Below are 20,126 nucleotides of genomic sequence, written 5' to 3'. Positions count from 1 at the left end.
TGCTGCGCTTGCGCGGGTCCATACCCGGCCCGAAATTGCTGCCAGGCCCCCTCGAAAATGCCCGACATGATCCCGGTGCGCCGCGCCCTGCTGTCCGTCTCCGACAAGACCGGCATCGTCGAATTCGCCCGCATGCTGGTGGCGCACGGCGCGGAGGTGCTGTCCACCGGCGGCACCGCGCAGGCGATCCGCGACGCCGGCATCCCGGTGAAGGACATCTCCGAATTCACCGGCTTCCCGGAAATCCTCGATGGCCGCGTGAAGACGCTGCTGCCGCAGGTGCATGGCGGCCTGCTCGGCCGGCGCGACCTGCCGGAGCACCTGGCGGAGATGGAACGCCACGCGATCACGCCGATCGACCTGGTGGCGGTCAATCTGTACCCGTTCGAGGCGACGGTCGCGAAGGGCGGCGCCTTCGCCGACTGCATCGAGAACATCGACATCGGCGGCCCCGCCATGATCCGCAGCGCCGCGAAGAATTTTGCCTCGGTCGTCGTGGTGACGGAACCGGCGCAGCTGATCGAGGTGCAGGGGGAACTCGCAGCCGGCGGCACCTCCATGGCGCTGCGCCGGCGCATGGCCCAGGCCGCCTATGCGCGCACGGCGGCCTATGACGCCGCCATCAGCACCTGGTTCGCCGGCCAGAACGGCGAGGCCTTCCCGCAGCGCCTGGCCACCGCCGGCCTGCTGCGCCAGACGCTGCGCTACGGTGAGAACCCGCACCAGCGTGCCGGCTTCTACTCGGATGGCACCCAGCGCCCCGGCGTCGCCACGGCGGCACAGATCCAGGGCAAGGAGCTGTCCTACAACAACCTGAACGACACCGACGCCGCCTTCGAATGCGTCGCGGAATTCGACGAACCCGCCATCGTCATCGTCAAGCACGCCAACCCCTGCGGCGTCGCCACCGCGGCCACCCTGGCGGAGGCCTGGGACCTGGCGTTGCGCTGCGACCCGGTCTCGGCCTTTGGCGGCATCGTCGCCGCGAACCGGCTGCTGGATGCGGCGGCGGCGGAACGCATCACGGCGATCTTCACGGAGGTCGTCGTGGCCCCGGATGCAGACGACGCCGCGCGCGCCATCTTCGCCCGCAAGAAGAATTTGCGCCTGTTGCTGACCGGGGCGCTGCCGGACCCGGCGGCGCCGGGCATGGTCTGGAAATCCGTCGCCGGCGGGTTCCTGGCGCAGTCGCGCGATGCCGGGCGGATCACGCTGCCGGACCTCAAGGTGGTGACGCAGCGGGCGCCGACGGACCGCGAATTGGCGGACCTGCTCTTCGCCTTCCGGGTCTGCAAGCATGTGAAGTCCAACGCCATCGTCTACGCCCGCGACCGGGCGACGGTCGGCATCGGCGCCGGGCAGATGAACCGCGTCGAATCCTCCCGCATCGCCGCCTGGAAGTCGGAAGCGGCGGCCAAGGCGGCGGGCCTCGACCGGCCGCTGGCGGAGGGCTCCGTCGTCGCATCCGACGCCTTCTTCCCCTTCGCCGACGGGCTGGAGACGGCGGCGGCGGCCGGTGCGACGGCGGTGATCCAGCCGGGCGGGTCGATGCGGGATGCGGAGGTGATCGCGGCGGCGGACAAGGCGGGCCTCGCCATGGTCTTCACCGGCATGCGGCATTTCCGCCATTGAGCCGGACCCTGGCATGAACCGCCTGCTGGAGGGCTACCGCCGCTTCCGCGCCGAGACCTGGCCGGAAGCCCGCGCGCGGTTCGAGGAACTGGCGGCGAGCGGCCAGCGGCCGCACACCCTGGTCATCGCCTGTTCCGACAGCCGGGTGGACCCGGCGGTGATCTTCGGCGCCGGGCCGGGCGAGCTGTTCGTGATCCGCAACGTCGCCAACCTGGTGCCGCCCTTCGCCCCGGACGGCGCCTATCACGGCACCAGCGCGGCGCTTGAATTCGGCGTGCGGGTCCTGCAGGTCTCGCAGATCCTGGTGATGGGCCACGCCATGTGCGGCGGCGTCACCGCGCTGCTGAACGGCGCCCCGCCGGAAGCCCGCGACTTCGTGCCGGCCTGGATGCGCATCGCCGCCGAGGCGCGGCGCCGCGTGCTGGAATGCACGCCGGTCGAGCTCGCACAGGAGGCCTGCGAGCTGGAGGCGGTGCGGCTTTCGCTCGCCAATCTGCGGACCTTCCCCTGGGTGGCGGAGGCCGAGGCGGCGGGAAGCCTGCAACTGCACGGCGCGCATTTCGCGGTGGCGACGGGGCGGCTGATGGTGCTCGGCGCGGATGGCGCGTTCGCCCAGGCATAGCCATCGGGGCATAGCCATCGGGGCATAGCCACCGGCCTCACGCGGATGCGATGATCCTGCATCCTGGACCCGATTCGCGGAGGGTTTTCGCCTGCCCGACTGGCTGCCCCCCGCGCTGATCGCCGGCGCCCTCGCCTTCGGCGCGATGCTGCTGGTCCTGGCGCTGCGCGGCCGGCGCGGGGAACAGCTGGCGCGGATCGGCGCGATGGTGGAGGCGCTGGCCGCGGCGCAGGACCGCCTGTCCAGCCTGCACGACGACCGGATGCGGGACCAGGAACGCGCGCTGGCGACGCGGCTGGATGCCGCCGCCGACCGCACCCAGGCCACCGCCCTGGCGATCCAGCAGCGGCTTTCGGTGATCGATGCCGCGCGCGCCAATATCGAGGCGCTGGGCGGGCAGGTGACGTCGCTGGCCGCCGTGCTCGGCAACAAGCAGGCACGCGGCGCTTTGGGGGAGGTGCAGTTGCGCGACCTGGTGGCCGACCGGCTGCCGGCTTCGGGCTATGCCTGGCAGCACACCCTGTCCAACGGCACGCGCTGCGACTGCCTGATCCGCCTGCCCTTCCCGCCCGGCCCGATCGCAGTGGACAGCAAGTTTCCCCTGGAAGCCTGGGCCGCGATGCAGGACGCGCCGGACCCGGCCGCGCGCAGCCTGGCCACCCGCCGCTTCACCCAGGACATCCGCAAACATGTCGCCGACATCTCGGGCAAGTACCTGATCCCCGGCGAGACGGCGGAAGGCGCGCTGATGTTCCTGCCGTCGGAGGCGGTGCACGCCACGCTGCATGCCGCGCATGGCGACCTGGTGGCGGAGGCGGCGCGGCGCGGCGTGCACATCGTCGGGCCGTCCAGCCTCTGGGCGGTGCTGAACACCATGCGCGGCCTGCTGCGCGATGCGCGGCTGCAGGACGAGGCACGGCGCATCCGGCACGAGGTCGAGGCACTGGCCGAGGACACCGCCCGCCTCGAACGCCGCGTCGCGGCGCTGCGCGGCCATTTCGCCAACATGCAGCAGGATGTGCGGGACATCGAGATCACGGCGGAGAAGATCGTCCGGCGTGGCGAGACGATCCGCGCATTGGATATCCCCGAGGACCGGAAGGCCGCCGAATGACCTTCCTCCAGATCCAATCGGCGCTCGGCCTGCTGGCGCTGGCGGCGCTGGCCTGGGGCCTCGGCGGCTTCTCGCGCCGCACCGGGTGGCGGGTGGTGGTCGCGGGGCTGGGTTTGCAGGTGGTGCTGGCCGCGGCGCTGCTGCACATCCCGCCGTTGCGCGCGGCCTTTTCCGCACTCGGCGCGGCGGTGAACGCGCTCGCCGCCGCGACCCGGGCCGGCACCTCGCTGGTCTTCGGCTATCTCGGCGGCGCGCCGCTGCCCTTCGCGGAGCCGTTTCCGGGTGCCGCCTTCATCCTGTTTTTCCAGGGCCTGCCGCTGGTGCTGGTGGTCGGCGCGCTGGCCGCGGTGCTGTACCATTGGCGCGTGGTGCCGGTGGTGGTGCAGGCGCTGGCGCGACTGCTGACGCGCGCCTTCGGACTCGGCGGCGCCGCCGGCTTCGCCACCGCCGCCAATGTCTTCGTCGGCATGGTGGAGGCGCCGCTGCTGGTGCGCCCCTGGCTGGCGCGGCTTTCGACCAGCGAGTTGTTCGTGGTGATGACGGCGGGCCTCGCCACCATCTCCGGCAACATGCTGGTGGTCTACGCGGTCCTCATCGCGCCGGTGGTGCCGGATGCGGCGGGGCAGTTGCTGACCGCCAGCCTGATCTCGGCGCCGGCCGCCGTGCTGGTGGCGCTGCTGATGCGGCCGCGCCTGGCGGGTGATCCGGACCCGATCGCCGAGGCCACCGCCGCGCCGCGCCTGTACGACAGCACGATGGAGGCGCTGGTGCGCGGCACCGGGGATGGGCTGGCGCTGCTGCTCGGCATCATGGCCACCCTCATCGTCTTCGTGGCGCTGGTCGCGCTGGCGAACATGGCGCTGGAGCCGCTGACGGGGCTGACCCTGCAACGCATCGCCGCGCTGCTGTTCTGGCCGCTGGCCTTCGCCATGGGCATCCCGGCGGAGAGTGCGGGCGTTGTCGCCGCCTCGCTCGGCACCAAGGTCGTGGTGAACGAGTTCGTCGCCTTCCTGGAACTGGCGCAATCCGGCGGGCTCGGGTTGAGCGAAAGGTCGCGGCTGATCCTGACCTATGCGCTGTGCGGCTTCACGAATTTCGGCTCCGTCGGCATCATGCTTGGCGGCATGGTGGCGATGTGCCCGGAACGGCGCGCCGACATCGTGAAGCTCGGCCTGCCCGCGCTGGTCTCGGCCAGCATTGCCTGCTGCATGACCGGCGCGGTTGTCGGCCTGCTGACACCACCCTGAGGAGGTTCGGGCCGCATGTTCGACATCATCGGTCCACCGGAGCCCGGCTCCACGCGGCCCTTCAGCCAGGCGACGCGGGCCGGCGGGCTGGTCTTCGTCTCGGGACATTCGGCGCCGCATGATCCGGCGCGCGGCATCCTGCGCGGTGCGACGGCGGCGGAGGAAGTGCGGAACGCGCTGGCGGAAGTGGCGCGCATCCTGGGGGAGGCCGGCAGCAGCCTGGACCGTGCGGTGCAGGTGACGATGCTGATCACCGACCCGGCCGACTATGCCGAATGCAACGCCGAATACGTGAAGCATTTCCCGGGCGGCCTGCCGGCGCGGCACACCGCCCGCTTCGGCGTGCCGACGGAAGCCCGCGTCGCCTTCGCCTGCATCGCCCTTTCGGGAGGCTGAGCCGCATGTCCCGCCTGATCCACCGCGAAATCCGCAAAGACCCGCCGCTCGCGCTGCGCGGGGAGGGGATGCTGCTGCATGATTCGAACGGCCGCAGCATCATCGATGGCTCCGGCGGCGCCGCCGTCGCCTGCCTCGGCCACGGCCATCCGCGCGTGCTCGACGCCATGCGGGCGCAGCTCGGGAAGCTGACCTACGCCCATACCTCGCTCTATTCGAACGAGAGCGCGGAGGCGCTGGCCGACCTGGTGCTGGGTGACGAGCCGGGCGGCCTGACGCACATGTACCTCTGCTCCTCCGGCTCCGAGGCGATGGAGGCGGCGCTGAAGCTGGCGCGGCAGTATTTTAGTGAAATTGGCCAGCCGAACAGGCAAAGGTTCATCGCGCGGCGGCAGAGCTATCACGGCAATACGCTGGGTGCGCTGGCGGCCGGTGGCAACGCCATGCGGCGGGCGATCTACCAGCCGATCCTGTCGGACGCCTTCAGCCATGTCGCGCCCTGCTACGCGTACCGGGAGCGCGCGGATGGCGAGACCGATTCCGACTACGTCGCGCGGCTGGCCGCGGAGCTGGAGGCGGAATTCCAGCGCCTCGGCCCGCAGAAGGTCATCGGCTTCATCGCGGAACCCGTGGTCGGCGCCACGCTCGGCTGCGTCACCGCGCTGCCGGGCTACTTCCCGGCGATGAAGGCGGTGTGCGATCGGCATGGTGCGCTGCTGATCCTGGACGAGGTGATGTGCGGCATGGGCCGCACCGGCACCCTGCACGCCTGGGAACAGGAAGGCGTGGCGCCGGATATCCAGGTGGTGGCGAAGGGCCTCGGCGGCGGCTACCAGCCGATCGGCGGCATTCTTGCGGGCCGCCGGATCATGGACGCGCTGCGCGATGGCACCGGCACGCTGATGCACGGCCACACCTACCAGGCGCATCCGCTGGCCGCCGCCGCGGCACTGGCGGTGCAGCGGGTGATCCGGGAGGATGGGCTGCTGGACAATGTGCGGGCGATGGGCGCGCTGCTGGAACAGCGCCTGGTGGAACGGCTCGGCAACCACCGGCATGTCGGCGACATCCGCGGCCGCGGCATGTTCTGGTGCGCCGAATTCGTCACCGACCGCGCCAGTCGCGCGCCCTTCGACCCGGCGCTGAAGCTGAACGACCGCATCAAGCACGCGGCCTACGACCGCGGCCTGGCCTGCTACGCCATGGGCGGCACCCTCGATGGCCGCCGCGGCGACCACGTGCTGCTGGCGCCGCCCTACATCGCGACGGCGGCGGATATCGAGGCCATCGTCGCCCGCTTCGGCGATGCCGTCGAAGCCGCGCTCGCCGAACTGCCGGTTACGTAATGAACCGATCCTTCCGTAACGCGTTTGAACCTCGGAGCGGGCCACAGGGCCTGCACGAGAAGGAGAGACGCAGATGGACAAGGATCGGATCAAGGGCGCCCTGAACGAAGCCAAGGGCGCTGTGAAGAAGACCGTCGGCGAGGCCACCGGCAATGAGCGCATGGAAGCCGAGGGCCACCTGGACACCGCCAAGGGCAAGGTCCAGGGCGGCGTCGGCAAGGCCAAGGACGCCACCCGCGACGCCATCGACGGCAAGGACCGCGTCTGAGCAAGGACCTCTCCCCCCGCTTGGGGGGAGAGGGTTGGGCGAGGGGGCCTAGGCCGCCAGCGCCAGCGCCTCGGCCGGGTCCACCCGGCCGTCATACAGCGCGCGGCCCAGTATGGCGCCCTCGATCCCCGCGCCGGCTACGCGCAGATCCCGGATATCCTGTACCGAGGCAACGCCGCCCGAGGCGATGACCGGAATCGCCACCGCCCGCGCCAGGGCCGCGGTGGCGGCCACATTGACGCCCGCCAGCATGCCGTCCCGGGCGATATCCGTGTAGATGATCGCGCAGGCACCGCTGTCGGCGAAACCCTGCGCCAGGTCCGTAGCCGTCGTGGCGCTGGTCTCGGCCCAACCCTCCGTCGCCACGAAGCCGTCCCGCGCATCGATGCCGAGCGCCACCCGCCCCGGGAAGGCGCGGCAGGCGGCGCGCGCGAAATCCGGGTCCTTCACCGCCGCCGAGCCCAGGATGATCCGCGTGACGCCGGCCGCGAGCCAGGCTTCCGCCGTCGCCATGTCCCGGATGCCGCCGCCGAGTTGCACCGAAAGTCCCGGCACCGCCGCGATGATGGCGCGCACCGCCGCCGCATTGGCCGGTCGGCCGGCGAAGGCGCCGTCGAGGTCCACCACATGCACCCAGCCGAAGCCGGCACGGGCGAAGTCGGCGGCCTGCGCGCCAGGATCCTCGTTGTAGATGGTGGCCTGCGCCATGTCGCCGCGCTTCAGCCGCACCACCTGCCCCGCCTTCAAATCGATGGCGGGATACAGCGTCAAGCTCATGCGAACATCCTTTAGAGCGCGATCGCCGAAGGCTGGAACGCCGGAGGCGTGAATCACGCGAAAAAACAAAGGCTCGGTCATGCGCCGCGCTTCTGTCAGCGCCTGACAGGCTCTAGCGCGCGCCGATCAGGCTATCGGTCTTCCGGCCGCGGCCGGGCTCCAGCAGCTTGTGGTAGAAATGACCGGCGACGGTGCGCCCGTCCACCCGCGCATAGCAGGGGTGGGTGCCCCAGCGGAGGTAGCCCAGCGCCTCGAACAGCGCGATGGCCTGCACCTGCGTCTCCCGCACGTCGAGGTTCAGCACGCGCAGCCCCGTGCTGGCGGCGTGTTCCTCGACGCGTTCCATCAGCTGCCGTGCCAGGCCGAAGCCGCGAGCATAGGGCGCGATGTAGGCGTGGACCAGTTGCGCCGCGAAGGCCTGCGCCTCGTTGTTGCGCGGCGGGCGGACCAGCTGCGCGCTGCCGACCACGGTGCCGTCCAGTCGCGCGATGAACAGCGTGCGGTCCGGCACCAGCAGCACGCCGCGGAAATGCCGCGCCAGAGCGGCGCGGTCCTGGCTGTTGACCCAGCCGAAGCCGCCACCCTCGATGATCGCGGCATTGGTCGCCTCGCACAGGTCATCGAGGTCGTGCGGGCTCAGCTCCGTCGCCTGCTCGACCGCCAGGTGATGCGTCCCGCCACGCGGCGTCGCGATCGGGATGTTCACGGCGTCCATCGCAGGAAGTTCGCCAGGATGCGCAGCCCGACCAGGCTGCTTTTCTCCACATGGAACTGCGTGCCGGCCAGGTTGTCGCGCCCGACGATGGCGGCCACCGGCGCGCCGTAGCGCGCGCTCGCCAGCAATTCTGCGGGTTTGCCGCCCGACAGCGCGTAGGAATGCACGAAATAGGCATGCGCGCCGGGCGCGACGCCCGCCAGAAGCGGGTGGTCCGGCTGTTCGGCGTGCAGCGCGTTCCAGCCCATCTGCGGCAGCGGCAGCTTGTGGCCGGCCTCATCCCGCGGATCCATCGGCGCGATCTCGCCCTCGATCCAGCCGAGTCCGGGCGTCACACCATGTTCCAGCCCGCGCTCGGCCATCAGTTGCATGCCGACGCAGATGCCGAGGAAAGGTTTCCGATCCTCGATCACACGGGATTGCAGGGCCTCGACCATGCCCGGCAGCGCATCCAGGCCGCGGCGGCAGGCGGCGAAGGCGCCCTGGCCGGGCAGCACGATGCGGTCCGCCGCCAGCACATCGGCGGCCTGCGTGGTGACGCGGATTTCGGCGTCGAGGCCCTGTTCCGCCACCACGCGCTCCAGCGCCCGCTGCACGGAAGCGAGGTTGCCGGACCCGGGATCGACGACCGCGATCTTCATCATCTGCCCCGACCGATTCAGCTCTCCGCGCCATTCGGCGCTACGACCATCGGGCGGGCTCACGGCGCCGTCCGCACCAGGTCGGGCCGCTGCTGCATCAGGCGGAACCAAGCGATCTCGCGGTCCGGCGCCGCCACCACGGCGGCCAGGGGCTGGCCGCGGCGGGCGAGCCGCGCGCGCAACCGGTCCCGCGCCTCGAAGCCGGCCAGCACATGCAGCGCCAGCACGGCGACGCCACCATAGGGGTCGGGCAGCAGCCAGCCGGCGGCGAGCGTCAGCGCCAGCAGCCCCAGCGCCTCCCACCACAGCCGGTTCCAGGCGAACCAGAGGAAGCCGAGGATGGCGGCGGCGAGCGAGAACCCCTCACGCACCAGCACGGGCGGGCGCGCCTTGGGCTCGGGCCAACCTTCCGGCCCGGGCGGCGGCGGTGGCTCGGCATGGACGGTGAAGAGCCGCATCTCAGCCCTCCAGGCTGCCCTTGGTGGACGGGATCACCCCCGAGGTCCGGGGGTCCTGCTCCACCGCCATGCGCAACGCACGCGCCACGGCCTTGAAGCAGGCCTCCGATACATGATGCGCGTTGGTACCGGTTTTCAACGTCACGTGCAGGGTGATGCCGGCGTTGTAGGCAAAGGCGCGGAAGAACTCCTCGACCAGCTCCGTGTCGAAGGTGCCGATCTTGGGGCGCTGGAAGGGCACGGACCAGGCGAGGAAGGGCCGGCCGGAAATGTCGATCGCGGCCTCCGCCAGCGCCTCGTCCATCGGCAGCAGGCACTGGCCGAAGCGGCGGATGCCGCGCTTGTCGCCGAGCGCCTGGCGCAGCGCCTGGCCGAGCACGATGCCGACATCCTCCACCGTGTGGTGATCGTCGATGTGCAGGTCGCCGCGGGCGGCCACCGTCAGGTCCATCAGCGCGTGGCGGGCCAGCGCCGTCAGCATGTGGTCGAAGAAGCCGACGCCGGTGGCCACCTGCGCCACGCCGGTGCCATCCAGCGCGAGCGTCAGGCGGATATCGGTCTCCGAGGTGGCGCGCGCCAGCGTGGCGCTGCGCCCCGCCGGCCTGTTCCCGTCCTGGTTGAGCTGTCCGTCCATGGCTGCTGAATACGCCGCAGGGCCGCGGTTGGCGAGGGGTTCCGCCGCGGCTCGTTCCGTCCACGCCGCGCACGACTTGCCACGCCAACCGCGTGACGCCACATGCGCCAGCATCATGACATCACCGACCAATGATCCCAGCCGCGACCCCCTGGGGTGGCACGGCACCACCATCCTCTGCGTCCGCAAGGACGGACGCGTCGCCATGGCCGGCGACGGGCAGGTCTCGCTCGGCCAGACCGTCGTCAAGGGCAACGCCCGCAAGGTGCGCCGCATCGCCCAGGGCCGCGTCCTGGCAGGTTTCGCCGGCGCCACGGCGGATGCCTTCACGCTGCTGGAGCGGCTGGAGGCGAAGCTCGAACGTTTTCCGGACCAGCTCGAACGCGCCTGCGTCGAGCTCGCCAAGGACTGGCGCACGGACCGCTACCTGCGGCGGCTGGAGGCGCTGCTGGCCGTCGCCGACGGCAAGCGCAGCCTGCTGCTGACCGGCCAGGGCGACGTGCTGGAACCGGAGGACGCCATCATCGGCATCGGCTCCGGCGGCAACTTCGCGCTCGCCGCGGCCCGCGCGCTGCTGCCGGTAGATGGGCTGTCCGCGGATGAGATCGCGCGGCGCTCCATGGCCATCGCCGCCGGCATCTGCGTCTACACCAATGGCAACATCGTCCTGGAGACCATCGAGCAGTGACCGAGACCGTGAACCTCTCCCCGCGGGAAATCGTCTCGGAGCTGGACCGCCACATCGTCGGCCAGAACGACGCCAAGCGCGCCGTCGCCATCGCCTTGCGCAACCGCTGGCGGCGCCAGCAGCTCGCGCCCGGACTGCGCGAGGAGGTGGTGCCGAAGAACATCCTGATGATCGGCCCGACGGGCTGCGGCAAGACCGAGATCGCCCGCCGCCTGGCCCGCCTGGCGAACGCGCCCTTCCTGAAGGTGGAGGCGACGAAGTTCACCGAGGTCGGCTATGTCGGCCGCGACGTCGAGAGCATCATCCGGGACCTCATCGAGGTCAGCATCACCCAGATGCGGGAGAATTCCCGCAAGGCGGTGCAGGCCAAGGCGGAACTCGCCGCCGAGGAACGGCTGGTGACGGCGCTGGTGGGCGAAGGCGCCTCCGGCGAGACCCGCATGAAGTTCCGCCGCATGCTGCGCGAAGGCAGCATGGAGGGCCGTGAGGTGGAGGTGCAGGTCACCGATGCCTCCGGCGGCATGCCCGTCGGCATGATGGACATGCCCGGCATGCCGCCGCAGATGGGCAACATGCAGGACATGCTCGGCAAGATGTTCGGCGGCCGCACCAAGCCGCGCAAGACCACGGTGGGCGAAGCCCGCGACCTGCTCATCAAGGACGAGGCCGACAAGCTTCTGGACCAGGAGAGCCTGACGCGCGAGGCGATCTCCAACGCCGAGAACAACGGCATCGTCTTCATCGACGAGATCGACAAGGTCTGCGCCCGCACCGGCGAGGGCGGCGTGCGCGGCGGCGACGTGTCCCGCGAAGGCGTGCAGCGCGACCTGCTGCCGCTGATCGAGGGCACGACGGTCACCACCAAGCACGGCCCGGTGAAGACCGACCACATCCTGTTCATCACCTCCGGCGCCTTCCATCAGGCGAAGCCCAGCGACCTGCTGCCCGAACTGCAGGGCCGCCTGCCGATCCGCGTGGAGCTTTCGGCCCTGACGCGGGAGGATTTCCGGCGGATCCTGACCGAGCCGGAGCATTCCCTGGTCAAGCAGTACATCGCGCTGCTGGGGACGGAGGGTGTCACGCTCGACATCACCGAGGGTGCGACGGACGCCATCGCCGACCTCGCCGCGGAGATCAACGCGACGGTGGAGAACATCGGCGCAAGGCGGCTGGCGACGGTGATGGAGCGGCTGCTGGACGAGATTTCGTTCACGGCCTCGGACCGGGGCGGGGAGAGCATTTCGGTGGATGCCGAGCTGGTGCGGACGCGGGTGGCGCCGCTGGCGGGGAATGCGGACCTGTCGAAGTTCATCCTGTAGCCACGGCTGTGGACACGGGCACCGGATGCGGGTTATAACCCGCGTGTCCACGGAGTGCGGAACATGGCTACCCTAAAGCTGCGCGCGATCGGCAACTCCGTCGGCATGGTCCTGCCGAAGGACCTGCTGGCGCGCATGAACCTCGCCGAGGGCGACACGGTGCAGGTGGTGGAAAGCGGTGACGGCCTGCTGCTGACCACCATGCCGCAGGAGACCGAGGCGCAGCTCGAGCTCGGCCGCGAGATGATGAAGCGCTATCGCGAAAGCTTCGCTGCCCTGGCGAAGTGAGGTGGACGAGCCACGCTGGCTCGACCGGCGCGCGCTGCTCTACCTGCATCGCGAAAGCCTGCGGCAGTTTGGGGGCGCGGAGGGGTTGCGCGACGAGGGCCTGCTGGACAGCGCCCTGGCCCGCCCACGCAACCGCTTCGCCTATGAGGGCGATGCCGACCTGTGCAACCTGGCGGCGGCCTATGCCCATGGCCTGGTCCGTAACCACCCCTTCGTGGACGGCAACAAGCGGGCGGCGCTGGCGGCGTCCGGCGTCTTCCTGATGGCGAACGGGCTGGACCTGACAGCACCGCCGGCGATGGTCACGGTGGCGGTGCTGGACCTCGCCGCCGATGACATGTCCGAGGCCGCCTTCGCGGATTGGCTGCGCGCCCATACCAAAACCCGCCCCTGACACCCCATATCATCGTCCATGTCCGTCACACTCGCCCCGCCCCCGCCCGACACCCTTCCCGAAGCCGCCCGCGCCGAACTGGCGCGCGCCGTGGCGCAGCTGGAGGATGTGTCGCTCGCCGCACGCTTCTCCTCCGCCCTCGGCACGCCGATCGAGGCGCTGAAGAGCCGGCTGCCGGCCAGCGCGCAGTCGCTGATGGAAGGCGCGGTGAAGCGTGCCCTGTCCAAGGCGATGCAGGCGGCGCTGCGGGCGCAGCCCTCGGCCAACCCGACGCCCTTCTCCACCGCCTGGTTCCACCGCGGCATGGCGGCCGCCACCGGCGCGGCGGGCGGCGCCTTCGGCCTGCCCGGGACTCTGATGGAACTGCCGGTCTCCACCACGCTGCTGCTGCGCCAGATCGCGGCGGTGGCGGAGGCGAATGGGGAGGATCTGGCGGACCCGCTGATCGGCGCCGAATGCCTGAAGGTCTTCGCCATCGGCGGCCGCGACACGCGGGATGACGGGGCGGAGGCCGGCTACTTCGCCGTCCGTATCGCGCTGGCCGAGGTGCTGAAGGGCGCCGCCACGCGCGGGGTGGTGGGCGGGCTGCTGCCCGGCTTCGTCGGCGCCATCGCGGCGCGCTTCGGCGGGCCGGTGGCACTGAAGCTCTCGGCACAGGCGGTGCCGGTGGTCGGCGCCGCGGCGGGGGCGGCGGTGAACATCGCCTTCCTCGAGCACTTCCGCAGCGTCGCAGAAGGCCACTTCACCGTGCGGCGGCTGGAACGGCTGCATGGCGCGGTGGCGGTGAAGGCGGCCTACCAGGAGCTGGCCGCCCAGCGCGACGCCCGCTTCATGGGTTAGACGTCCCGGCCGGAACCGGCCAGTCTCGGCGCCATGGCACGTGGTGCGGGATGGCAGGGGTTCGGACAGGCGCTCGGCGCGCCGGCGCTGGCGATGGGCGCCACCTTCCTGGCCTTCGGCGCCGCCGTCGCGGAGGCCGGGCTTTCGCTGCCCTGGGCCCTGCTATGCACCGGCGCGGTCTATGGCATGGCCGGGCAACTCGTGCTGTTGCAGGTCGCGGCGACCGGCGGCGCCGCCTTGCCGGCCACCATCGCGGCGACCGCGGCCAATGCGCGCTTCCTGCCGATGGCGGTCGCCATCGCGCCGCTGCTCGGCCGCCGCGCGCCGCGCTGGCTGGCGCTGCCCTTCATCGCCATCACGCCCTGGGCCGCCGGCATGCGCGCCCTGCCGGGGCTGGCTGAATCCGCGCGGCTGCCCTGGTTCCTCGGCTTCGCGCTGGCAAGCTGGTGCGCCGCGATGGCGGCCACCGCCGCCGGGCACGGGCTGGCACCGAACCTGCCGGTGGAGCTGCGTGCCGCGCTGCTGTTCGCCAACCCGCTCTACTTCGCCCTGCTGCTCGCCGCCGATTCGGCCCGGCCCGGAGTAGCCCCCGCCCTGCTGGCCGGCGTGCTGGCGGCGCCGCTGGCCTGGTGGGTCGGCGGCGCCTGGGGCCTGCCGGCGGCGGGGCTGGTCGGCGGCACGCTCGCCTTCCTCTGGACGCGACGGCGTTGAGCCAGGCCGACTGGGCGCTGGCGCTGACCGTGCTGGTCGGGTTGCTGCTGCGCGGCGCCGGGCTGTGGCTCGGCGGTGCGCTGCGGCCGGATCATCCGGTCATCGCCTGGGCCTCGGCGGTGTCCGTCGCCACGCTGGCCTGCTTCGTGACGCTGGCCATCGCCGCCCCGGCCGGGCTGCTGGCGACGGTGCCGCTGCCAGCCCGCCTGGCCGGGCTGGCCGGCGGCGCACTGGCGTGGCGCCTCTCGCGCGGAAGGCTGCTGCCGGCGATGCTCGGGGGGCTGGCGGCGCTTCTGCTGGCGCGGCTGGCTACCGGGTGAAGCGATACAGCGCCGCCGGGTTGTCCACCCGGATCGCCCGCCGCCTCGCCCCGTCCGGCGCCCATTCGGCCAGCAGGTCGAGCAGCGCGGCATCGTCCGGGATCGTCGTCGCGTTCGGGTGCGGCCAATTGGTGCCCCAGACCATGCGCTCCGGCGCCGCCGCCACCAGCGCGCGGGCCAGGTCGCCGGCCGCCGCGGGGTTTCGCTGGTCCAGGCTGTAGGGCGAGGACAGCTTCACCCAGCCGCGCCCCGCCTGCACCAGGTCCATCACCACCGCCCAGGCCGGATGCGCTGACCAGTCAGCCAGGGGCAGCTGCGCGAAATGGTCGAACATCACCGGGCAGGGCGCCGCGCGCAGCACATCCGCCAACTCGGCGATCAGGTCGGCGCTCGCGAAAATCTGCAGATGCCAGCCGAGCTCGGCCATGCGCCGGGCCAGCGGCGCCACATCCGCCGGGCGCAGCAGCGCGCTGGAGATGAGGTTGGCCCGCGCGCCCACCACGCCGGAATCGGCCATGGCGCGCAGATCGGCCAGCGGCGCATCCGGCGGCACCACCGCCACCATCCGCGCGCGGTCCGGCCCGGCTTCCCGCAGCGCCGCCAGGTGCAGCGCGTTGTCGAAGCCGTAGGTGGAAGGCTGCACCAGCACATGCCGGTCCACCCCCAGCCGCACCAGCAGCCGGGCATGGTCCGCGAGGCGCGCGCTGCCGTGCGGCCGGGCGCCCGGTGCAACCGGCGCCGCGGCGTCATAGACATGGTGGTGGCAATCCACCGCACCGGCCGGCACGGCCATGCGGGGTGGCGCCAGGCCGGCGGAGAAGGGGATGGTGGCGTTGTCGGGCATGGAAGCTAGATTACGCCTGCACCACCCAAGGAAGCGAGACACCGTGCTGCGGGTTTTCCTCACCCATACCCCCGAGATGCGCGGCGGCTACTACGCCGACGCCCCGCTCGCCGCTCTGCGCCAGGTGGCGGAGGTCACGCTGCACACCGGCGATGTTCCGCTGTCCGGCCGCGCCCTGGCCGAGGCCGCCGCCGGCTGCCACTGCATCGTGGCGGACCGCGCCACCCCCGGCACGCCCGAGACCTTTGCGCATGCGCCGGACCTGCTGGCCTTCCTGCGCGTCGCCGTCGATATCTCCACCATCGATGTGAAGGCCGCCTCCGCCGCCGGGGTGCTGGTGACGCAGGCGACGCCGGGTTTTGTGGACAGCGTGGCGGAACTCGCCATCGGCATGATGATCGACCTGGCGCGCGGCGTCTCGCCACTGGCCGGCGCCTATCACGCCGGGCAGCCGCCGGGCTCACGCATGGGCACGCAACTGTCCGGCAAGACGCTGGGGCTGATCGGCTGGGGCCGCATCGCGCAGCGCCTGGCGCCGCTGGCCCAGGCCTTCCGGATGCGGGTGCTGGCGCATGATCCCTACCACCCGCCGACGGGCGTGGAGGCAGCCCCGCTGGACCGCGTGCTGGCGGAGGCGGATTTCCTCGTCCCGCTCGCCCTGTCGACGCCGGAGACGCATCACCTGGTGAATGCTGCCGCCTTCGCCCGCATGAAGCCGGGCGCCTTCCTGGTGAACCTTTCGCGCGGCGAACTGGTGGATGAGGTGGCGCTGGCGGCAGCGCTCGAGTCCGGGCGGCTGGCCGGGGCGGCCATGGATGTCGGCAGCGCGCCGGACCAGCGGCCGGACCCGGCGCTGGCGGCGCGGCCCAATGTCGTCGCCACGCCGCATATCGGCGGCCTGACCCCGGAAGCCGCCGAGCACCAGGCGATGGACACCGTCCGCCAGGTCGCTGCCCTGGCGCGGGGGGAGATGCCGGATGGCGCGGTGAACGCCGAAAGCGCCAGCCGCTTCCAGGCCTGGAAGGATGGGCCCGGCTCGTGATGACAGGTCCCGCCGGGTGGAACCTGCACCCGCCACAGGCGGGTAAACGGCCGAATGGCCGTCGCGCCAATTGGCGCGTAGCCAAGCCGGCGGATGCCGGCGCCAGCGATTGAGGCGGTGATCGGTCACGATCACCGGGCTCCAGCATGAGCCTGCGGCGCGTCACGCCCTCCCCCGGCCGGCAGACCATCGCCGACCTGTCCTGGGCCTCGCTGCGGGTGCCGCGCTGCACGCTGACGGCGCGGCTGGCGATCCCGCGCGCGCTGGCGGCGCGCGCCGCGCTGCCCAGCCCGCGGCCACCCTGGACGGTGCTGTTCACCAAGGCCTTCGCCCTGGCCGCCGAGGCGCAGCCGGCGCTGCGGCGCCTGCACGCAACCCTGCCAACCCCGCGGCTGCTCGAGGCCCCGCACGCCACCGGCTGCGTGGTGCTGGAACGCATGCATGAGGGCCAGGCCATCCTGGCCATCGCTCGCTTCACGGACCCGCACAGCACGCCGATCCCGCGCCTGGCCGCGCTGCTGCGCCAGGCGAAGGAGGCGCCGCCCTCCGAATCCCGCCACCTGCACCGCCTGCTGCGCTTCGCCCGGCTGCCCTGGCCGCTGCGCCGGCTGATGCTGCGCTTCGCGCTCGCCACCGGCGCGCCGCTCGCCCGCTATGGCGGGACTTTCGCGATCTCCTCGCTCGGCGCGCAGCAGGCCGCCATCGTGGACAGCGTCAGCGTGCTGCCATCCTTCCTGTCCTACGGGCCGATCGCGGCCGATGGCGGGGTGGACCTGTTCCTGTCCTTCGACCATCGCGTGATGGACGGCGCCGATGGCGCGGCGGCGCTGCGCGGGCTGCAGGCGGCGATGGAGGGCCCGGTGGCAGCGGAGCTGGAAGCGCTTACGCCGCCCGGCTGAGCGTACCGCGGAACCACAGGCTCAAGCCCAGCACGCCGGCGGCGGCGACCAGCAGGGCGGCGGTGAAGCCGGCGGTCACGATCAGCGTGCCGAACAGCACGGCGCCGAGACTCTGGCCGAGGAACAGCGCCATGGCGAAGGCGGATACGGCGGTGCCGCGGGCTTCCGGCAGCGCCTCCGTCGAGCGCGCCTGCAAGACGCCGTGCAGCATGAAGAACAGCAGCCCCACCACCGCCTGCGCCAGCGCCACCACCCACCAGTTGGGCGCCAGCGCGAAGGCCGCCAGCGCCAGCGCGACGCCGCCGCCGCCCCACAGCACCATGCCGCGCTCGCCGAGCCGGGCGATCAGCCAGCCGGCGCTGCGGGTGTAGACCAGCGATCCGAGCCCGAAGCTCGCCACCACCAGGCCCGCCTCCGCGGCGGACAGATGAAAACGTTCGATCAGCATGGAGGCGATGAAGGGGAAGGCGCCGCCGAACAGCAGCATGCCGTTCAGCGCCGCCGCCAGCAGCAGCCGCCGCCCGGCCGGCTTCTCCAGGATGCGGAGGAAGCCGTACAGACCGATGCCGCGCGATTCGCTGGACTGCAACTGCCACAGCGCCCGCCCCTGCCAGGCGACGAACAGCACGGTGATGGCCGTCGCCATGACCCCGAGGCCGAGAAAGCTGACGCGCCAGCCGGCAAAATCCGCGACGATGCCGGAGAGCGGCCCGGCCAGCATCTGCGCCGCGACCATCCCGGTGAGGAATCGCCCGAGTACCGCCTGGCGCTGGCCATAGGGCACGCTGTCGCCGATATGCGCCATCAGCAGCGGCACCACCGCCGCCGCGGCCAGCCCGGCCAGCATGCGGATGACCAGCAGCGGCGAAAGCCCGCCGGCGAAGGCCGCGGCCAGCAGCGTCGCGGCATAGAGGCCGAGCGACAGCGCCACCACCCGCATCTTGCCCAGCCGGTCGCCGAGCGGCCCGATGACGAGCTGCGCCAGCCCGTAGGACAGCGCGAACACGCCGATCAGCGGCGCCACGGCGCCAAGTCCGGTATCGAATTCCCGCGCCAGCATCGGCAGCAGCGGGTCCAGCATCCGCATGCCGCAGCCGATGGTGAAGGCCGCGAGCGCCATCAGCCAGATCGGCGGGTTCACCCGCCGGGCCGGCAGGTCACGCGGCCGCCGCTTTCACCCGCCGCGCCCGCTCGCTATCCGTCTTCAACTGCCCGCAGGCCGCCGAGATGTCGCGCCCGCGCGGGCGGCGTACCGGGCTGGAATAGCCGGCGGCCTCGACGATGTCGGCGAAGGCGCGCACGGCGGCGCCGGTGCTGGTCTGGTAGGGGCTGCCGGGCCAGGGGTTGAACGGGATCAGGTTCACCTTGGCCGGCAGGCCGTTCAGCAGCCGCACCAGCTCATGCGCCTCCGCCGGGCTGTCGTTCACCCCGCGCAGCATGACGTATTCGAAGGTGATCCGCCGTGCGTTGCTGGCGCCGGGATAGCGGCGGCAGGCGGCCATCAGCTCCTCGATCGGGTATTTCCGGTTCAGCGGCACGATCTCGTTGCGCAGCTCGTTGGTCACCGCGTGCAGGGACACGGCCAGGTTGACGTTCAGCTCCGCCCCGCACCTGTCCATCATCGGCACCACGCCGCTGGTGGACAGGGTGATGCGCCGGCGGGACAGGGCGATGCCCTCATTGTCCATGACGATGCGCAGCGCCTTGGCGGTGTTCTCGTAGTTGTACAGCGGCTCGCCCATGCCCATCACGACGATGTTGGACAGATGCCGCGCCGTGCCGTCCTTCGGGCTCGGCCATTCGCCGTAGCTGTCGCGGGCCGCCATGAACTGGCCGACGATCTCCGCCGCGCCCAGGTTGCGCACCAGCTTCTGCGTGCCGGTGTGGCAGAAGGTGCAGGACAGGGTGCAGCCGACCTGGGTCGAGATGCAGACCGCGCCGCGATCCTCCCCGATCGAAGGGATGTACACGGTCTCCACCTGCTGGCCGTCGCGGTAGCGCAGCAGCCATTTCCGGGTGCCGTCCTGGCTGGTCTGAACCGTCGTCGCTTCCGGCCGCCCGACCACGAAGCGCTCGGCGAGCTTCGCCTGCATCGGCTTCGCGATGGAGGGCATCGCGGCGAAATCGGTGACGCCCTGGTGGTAGATCCAGTGCCAGAGCTGCTTGGCGCGGAACGGCTGCTCGCCGATCGCAACCATCTCCGCCGCCAGCTCCTCCCGCGTCAGGCCGACCAGGTCGCGGCGGCCATCGGGCAGGGTGGCGGGCGGCGGCGCGAAGATGGCCGACTTCGCCAGGATGCGGGCGCGCTCCGCCTCCGTCAGCTCGGCGGGGGTGGACTGGCTCACCGCGCCGGACATTCCCGGGAGATCGCCTCGTAGGCCGCGGTGAACCCGACCAGGGAGAAGGTGTCGCTGACCGGCGGGCGGCCGGTCGGGCCGGGGGTGCGCGCCACGGCATCGCGACCGGCGCGGAAGGCGCGGATCAGGCCATCGCCATTCTGGAAGAAGGCGCTGGACTGCACCACGCCGTAGCTGCGGAATTCGTTGCTGCCGACCGTCAGCACCGATTCGGCGCCGCGTGGCAGGGCATAGCCGACCGAGACCGCAACCTGGTCGCGCCCGCCCGGCCGGTGCGTCACCGTCAGGGTCACGTTCTGGCGATTGGGCGGCGCGGCTTCGCTGCTGGCGGCGCGGGTGAAGGCGTAGCAGACCTTCTGGCCGCCTTCCTGGTGCGTTGCCGCGGTCCAGTTCTGGTGGTTGCCCAGGCGCTGCGGCTGCGCGCGTTGCGCCTCCGCGGTGAGGGGAAGGACCAGCGCGGCGAGGAGGGGAAGGGCGATGCGGAGCATGATCTTTAGATACGGTGCTACCCGGCCAGGGGCAACCGCAAGGTTGCCGCTTCCGTCCAAGGCCGCAACCGCCAGCTTGCCGCTTC

General features: G+C 71.7%; 25 protein-coding genes. 16 read left to right on the top strand and 9 right to left on the bottom strand.

The window, feature by feature from the left end:
- The first annotated feature begins 57 nt into the window (after positions 1-57).
- The 7 genes from purH (at position 58) to ACFHPP_RS07120 (ending at position 6,625) form a co-directional block, all read left to right on the top strand.
- Positions 58-1,632: a bifunctional phosphoribosylaminoimidazolecarboxamide formyltransferase/IMP cyclohydrolase gene (gene purH, locus ACFHPP_RS07150; protein WP_437162576.1), complete on the top strand. Its 1,575-nt coding sequence runs from the start codon at positions 58-60 to the stop codon at positions 1,630-1,632.
- 13 nt (positions 1,633-1,645) lie between these two features.
- The gene (locus ACFHPP_RS07145; RefSeq protein ID WP_437162575.1) at positions 1,646-2,254 is read left to right on the top strand and encodes a carbonic anhydrase; all 609 of its coding nucleotides are present in this window, start codon (positions 1,646-1,648) and stop codon (positions 2,252-2,254) included.
- 145 nt (positions 2,255-2,399) lie between these two features.
- On the top strand, positions 2,400-3,368 hold the full coding sequence (locus tag ACFHPP_RS07140) for a DNA recombination protein RmuC (RefSeq protein WP_437162574.1): 969 nt from the start codon (positions 2,400-2,402) through the stop codon (positions 3,366-3,368).
- A complete protein-coding gene (locus tag ACFHPP_RS07135; protein WP_437162573.1) occupies positions 3,365-4,615 on the top strand; it encodes a NupC/NupG family nucleoside CNT transporter in 1,251 nt (416 codons plus the stop codon). Before ACFHPP_RS07140 ends, ACFHPP_RS07135 begins: the two co-directional genes overlap by 4 nt.
- 15 nt (positions 4,616-4,630) lie before the next feature.
- A complete protein-coding gene (locus ACFHPP_RS07130; RefSeq protein ID WP_437162572.1) occupies positions 4,631-5,011 on the top strand; it encodes a RidA family protein in 381 nt (126 codons plus the stop codon).
- 5 nt (positions 5,012-5,016) lie between these two features.
- Positions 5,017-6,357 carry an aspartate aminotransferase family protein gene (locus tag ACFHPP_RS07125; protein WP_437162571.1) on the top strand — a complete coding sequence of 447 codons (1,341 nt, stop codon included), beginning with the start codon at positions 5,017-5,019 and terminating at the stop codon, positions 6,355-6,357.
- 73 nt (positions 6,358-6,430) lie between these two features.
- A complete protein-coding gene (locus ACFHPP_RS07120; protein WP_437162570.1) occupies positions 6,431-6,625 on the top strand; it encodes a CsbD family protein in 195 nt (64 codons plus the stop codon).
- A gap of 48 nt (positions 6,626-6,673) precedes the next feature.
- Here the strand turns inward: ACFHPP_RS07120 and hisA are convergent, their stop codons facing one another.
- The 5 genes from hisA to hisB form a co-directional block, all read right to left on the bottom strand.
- Entirely contained in the window at positions 6,674-7,402 is a 729-nt protein-coding gene (gene hisA / locus ACFHPP_RS07115) for a 1-(5-phosphoribosyl)-5-[(5-phosphoribosylamino)methylideneamino]imidazole-4-carboxamide isomerase (RefSeq protein WP_437162569.1), read from the bottom strand.
- Between the two features lie 112 nt (positions 7,403-7,514).
- The gene (locus ACFHPP_RS07110) at positions 7,515-8,117 is read right to left on the bottom strand and encodes an N-acetyltransferase family protein (RefSeq protein ID WP_437162568.1); all 603 of its coding nucleotides are present in this window, start codon (positions 8,115-8,117) and stop codon (positions 7,515-7,517) included.
- Positions 8,105-8,758 (bottom strand): imidazole glycerol phosphate synthase subunit HisH, encoded by a 654-nt coding sequence (hisH, locus tag ACFHPP_RS07105; protein WP_437162737.1) that lies wholly within the window; start codon positions 8,756-8,758, stop codon positions 8,105-8,107. The genes ACFHPP_RS07110 and hisH overlap by 13 nt, the downstream gene beginning before the upstream one ends.
- 59 nt (positions 8,759-8,817) lie before the next feature.
- The gene (locus ACFHPP_RS07100; RefSeq protein ID WP_437162567.1) at positions 8,818-9,216 is read right to left on the bottom strand and encodes a DUF2628 domain-containing protein; all 399 of its coding nucleotides are present in this window, start codon (positions 9,214-9,216) and stop codon (positions 8,818-8,820) included.
- 1 nt (position 9,217) lies between these two features.
- The gene (gene hisB, locus ACFHPP_RS07095; RefSeq protein WP_437162566.1) at positions 9,218-9,850 is read right to left on the bottom strand and encodes an imidazoleglycerol-phosphate dehydratase HisB; all 633 of its coding nucleotides are present in this window, start codon (positions 9,848-9,850) and stop codon (positions 9,218-9,220) included.
- A 115-nt stretch (positions 9,851-9,965) separates the two neighbouring features.
- On the opposite strand from hisB, the gene hslV reads away from it, so the two are divergent.
- From hslV to ACFHPP_RS07060, 7 genes are all read left to right on the top strand, one after another.
- Positions 9,966-10,538: an ATP-dependent protease subunit HslV gene (hslV, locus tag ACFHPP_RS07090; protein ID WP_437162565.1), complete on the top strand. Its 573-nt coding sequence runs from the start codon at positions 9,966-9,968 to the stop codon at positions 10,536-10,538.
- Positions 10,535-11,857, top strand: a complete 1,323-nt coding sequence (hslU, locus tag ACFHPP_RS07085; RefSeq protein WP_437162564.1) for an ATP-dependent protease ATPase subunit HslU — start codon at positions 10,535-10,537, stop codon at positions 11,855-11,857. Before hslV ends, hslU begins: the two co-directional genes overlap by 4 nt.
- Positions 11,858-11,920: 63 nt before the next feature.
- A complete protein-coding gene (locus tag ACFHPP_RS07080) occupies positions 11,921-12,145 on the top strand; it encodes an AbrB/MazE/SpoVT family DNA-binding domain-containing protein (protein WP_437162563.1) in 225 nt (74 codons plus the stop codon).
- 1 nt (position 12,146) lies between these two features.
- Positions 12,147-12,539 carry a type II toxin-antitoxin system death-on-curing family toxin gene (locus ACFHPP_RS07075; RefSeq protein ID WP_437162562.1) on the top strand — a complete coding sequence of 131 codons (393 nt, stop codon included), beginning with the start codon at positions 12,147-12,149 and terminating at the stop codon, positions 12,537-12,539.
- 18 nt (positions 12,540-12,557) lie between these two features.
- Positions 12,558-13,379, top strand: coding sequence for an EcsC family protein (locus ACFHPP_RS07070; protein WP_437162561.1), 822 nt, complete (start codon positions 12,558-12,560; stop codon positions 13,377-13,379).
- A 33-nt stretch (positions 13,380-13,412) separates the two neighbouring features.
- Complete coding sequence (locus ACFHPP_RS07065) at positions 13,413-14,090, top strand: AzlC family ABC transporter permease (protein ID WP_437162560.1); 678 nt, start codon at positions 13,413-13,415, stop codon at positions 14,088-14,090.
- A complete protein-coding gene (locus ACFHPP_RS07060) occupies positions 14,087-14,410 on the top strand; it encodes a hypothetical protein (RefSeq protein WP_437162559.1) in 324 nt (107 codons plus the stop codon). The genes ACFHPP_RS07065 and ACFHPP_RS07060 overlap by 4 nt, the downstream gene beginning before the upstream one ends.
- Here ACFHPP_RS07060 and ACFHPP_RS07055 read toward each other — a convergent pair.
- Positions 14,400-15,254 carry an amidohydrolase family protein gene (locus ACFHPP_RS07055; RefSeq protein WP_437162558.1) on the bottom strand — a complete coding sequence of 285 codons (855 nt, stop codon included), beginning with the start codon at positions 15,252-15,254 and terminating at the stop codon, positions 14,400-14,402. The genes ACFHPP_RS07060 and ACFHPP_RS07055 overlap by 11 nt on opposite strands.
- Positions 15,255-15,297: 43 nt before the next feature.
- Between ACFHPP_RS07055 and ACFHPP_RS07050 the strand changes: the two genes are divergently transcribed.
- On the top strand, positions 15,298-16,296 hold the full coding sequence (locus ACFHPP_RS07050; protein ID WP_437162557.1) for an NAD(P)-dependent oxidoreductase: 999 nt from the start codon (positions 15,298-15,300) through the stop codon (positions 16,294-16,296).
- 146 nt (positions 16,297-16,442) lie between these two features.
- On the top strand, positions 16,443-17,195 hold the full coding sequence (locus ACFHPP_RS07045) for a 2-oxo acid dehydrogenase subunit E2 (RefSeq protein ID WP_437162556.1): 753 nt from the start codon (positions 16,443-16,445) through the stop codon (positions 17,193-17,195).
- On the opposite strand, the gene ACFHPP_RS07040 is transcribed toward ACFHPP_RS07045, so the two are convergent.
- Genes ACFHPP_RS07040 through ACFHPP_RS07030 form a run of 3 tightly spaced genes read right to left on the bottom strand, consistent with a single transcriptional unit; the run spans position 17,179 to position 20,040 of the window.
- Positions 17,179-18,336, bottom strand: a complete 1,158-nt coding sequence (locus ACFHPP_RS07040; RefSeq protein ID WP_437162555.1) for an MFS transporter — start codon at positions 18,334-18,336, stop codon at positions 17,179-17,181. The two genes, ACFHPP_RS07045 and ACFHPP_RS07040, sit on opposite strands and share 17 nt — an antisense overlap.
- Positions 18,337-18,352: 16 nt before the next feature.
- Entirely contained in the window at positions 18,353-19,552 is a 1,200-nt protein-coding gene (rlmN, locus tag ACFHPP_RS07035; RefSeq protein ID WP_437162554.1) for a 23S rRNA (adenine(2503)-C(2))-methyltransferase RlmN, read from the bottom strand.
- A complete protein-coding gene (locus tag ACFHPP_RS07030; RefSeq protein WP_437162553.1) occupies positions 19,537-20,040 on the bottom strand; it encodes an invasion associated locus B family protein in 504 nt (167 codons plus the stop codon). Before ACFHPP_RS07030 ends, rlmN begins: the two co-directional genes overlap by 16 nt.
- Positions 20,041-20,126 lie beyond the last annotated feature (86 nt).

This window comes from Falsiroseomonas sp. E2-1-a20, from assembly GCF_051433195.1.
Taxonomy (GTDB): domain Bacteria; phylum Pseudomonadota; class Alphaproteobacteria; order Acetobacterales; family Acetobacteraceae; genus Falsiroseomonas.
Note: the sequence above shows the minus strand (reverse complement) of the source record. Positions and strands in the feature narration are given on the sequence as shown.